Genomic DNA, 2190 nt, shown 5'->3' on the forward strand with positions numbered 1-2190 from the left:
CTTGCCCAGTCTCCATGGCTGAGTATAAAAGCTCTTGCTCGCCATAGTAACCATTATCCCCTGGTAACCGTCGTAAAACACTAAGCGCTTCTTGTTCTAGTCGTGTGGCTTCTCTTTGTTTTGTAACTTCGATCCCAGTCACCACAGCAACAATTAACGAAAAACCCAGTACAATACCACCTATGCTGATGATCCGCTTCGCTTTCTTTTGAGCTTCAGTTAACGTATCATTGGCCTTAGCTAATATTCGACTTTCTTCGGCCAATACCCGGCGGTCTAATTCCTGACCAGCAGCTAAAAACTGATAATCCAAATCGCTCAAACTTTTACCCCTAGCCCAAGCTTGAGCATTCTCTAAGGCCACCCCCCGCAACAAACGGGATTCATCCTGACACCCAGACTCAACCCAAGCAGTAAACGCTTCAGAATAGGGACGCAGTCTAGCCAATTCCTGCTTAACCCAATCCCTATCGAAAACACTGCCATAAATCCGGTTGTTAACTTTTAAATAGCCATTGCGCTCCACTACCAACCCCGATAGCCTTAATTCCGTCTGTTCTTCACTGCCATCAGCGGCAAGACTACCCTGATCTAATACCTGCTGATACAATCCCAACAGCCTACTCGCCCGTTGCTCATTTCTGAGAATGCGATCGCGTATAGTCTTCAAGTGCTCTGGCTTATCCTGAGATACCCAATTGTCAATAATCTGGGTACGGGCAACCTGTTCAACTGTAGTTCCCCCATTCTCCACCATTAACTTACACAACTTCTGGGTCAGAAACGGTTGTCCCCCCGTCCAGTTCAATATCTCAGCTAACACCTGTTCAGGATTATCCACTTTCCCTACCAAACCAGGGAGCAGTGGTGTTTTCGCCTCCTCAAAGGTAAAGCCAGTCAGTTCAATATCCCGACCAATATTAAACGGAGTGCGTTGTTTATCCTGAATCAAATCCGCTGGAGTTGCTACTCCCAGCAAGCAAAAATTGAGCCGATTGTAGGCAGGATTCTCCGCTCTTTGGTTATAACAACTGCGAATAAAGGCAAAGAAATCATCTTTAAACTCTACCTTAATAATACTGTCAATTTCATCCAGAAAGATAACAATATTTTCTGGAATCTCTGACAACAGCACCTCTTCAATAAACTCACCCAACCACATTACTGGCGAGAGTTGCTTGCGCTCTCGTAACCAAGGTAAAACCTTGAATTTATCTGAGAGCTTAAAACTATTTACCAAACTCTTAATTAAGCTAGCATACCATTGCTCTGAGGTTACAAAATTGCCAATTTGGGTAACATCAACAGAAGCACAAGCTACTCCCACCTCTATTAGTCTTTGCATGGTTTTTACCCGCAAACTAGACTTACCCATCTGTCGCGAGTTGAGCACATAACAAAATTCCCCAGCCATCAAAGCATCAAAAATTTCTTGATCAGCTTTTCTGACTGCATAAGTAGCAGCATCGTTAGGTAAACTTCCGCCAACTTGATAGATTGTTGATTGGTTGGTCATGATTGGGAAGGGAGTAGGGAATAAAGAAGCTATCAGCTATTAGCTATCAGCTATCAGCTATCAGTTATCAGCTATTAGCTATCAGTTATCAGCTATTAGCTATCAGTTATCAGCTATCAGTTATCAGCTTAAGCGCTACGCGCACGCGATCGCGTTCAGCTTAAGCGCTACGCGCACGCTACGCGAACAGTTTTCACTTTTCACTTTTCAACCAACGGCTGACCGCTGACCGCTGACTGCTGACCGCTGACTGCTTACATTCACTATAAAATCCTGTCACTAAAATACTGACGATACAAATTATATCTGGGAATACAATCATTACCGATTGCTCTGACTAATCCCAGACTTTCTAACAGATAGGTTTCTTTATAATCCAGGCGCACTGCTTGAGTAGTTGTCAGTAATTTTTTGAAAGCATTTAGTAAATTGGGATGGAGCATGAGATTATTTAAAAGTTCTCGCAAATGATGGCGATAAATCCCTGATTCTGTCGGGGCTGTGTCTAAAATATCCTCCATGGTCATGTTGCTATTTTTGCTAAGATTAGAGAAAGCTAACTGTAATAAATAAGGATGTCCCCCTACCATGCTCATTAATTTGTGTACTGAATTAACGGATAAATTTAAGCCATAAAATTTCGCCAAATCCTGAACTTGATTCAAAGTAAAATC

Annotated in this window: 2 protein-coding genes; both read right to left on the minus strand. The window is 42.7% G+C overall.

The window, feature by feature from the left end; translation table 11 throughout:
• Window positions 1–1516, minus strand: a 1516-nt coding sequence (locus tag F6K38_RS39950) for an AAA-like domain-containing protein (protein WP_287360419.1), incomplete at its 3' end; no start/stop codon positions are given.
• A gap of 263 nt (window positions 1517–1779) precedes the next feature.
• The coding region (locus tag F6K38_RS39955) for an AAA-like domain-containing protein (RefSeq protein ID WP_287360420.1) at window positions 1780–2190 on the minus strand (411 nt) is incomplete at its 5' end.

This window comes from Moorena sp. SIO3B2, from assembly GCF_010692525.1.
GTDB lineage: Bacteria > Cyanobacteriota > Cyanobacteriia > Cyanobacteriales > Coleofasciculaceae > Moorena > Moorena producens.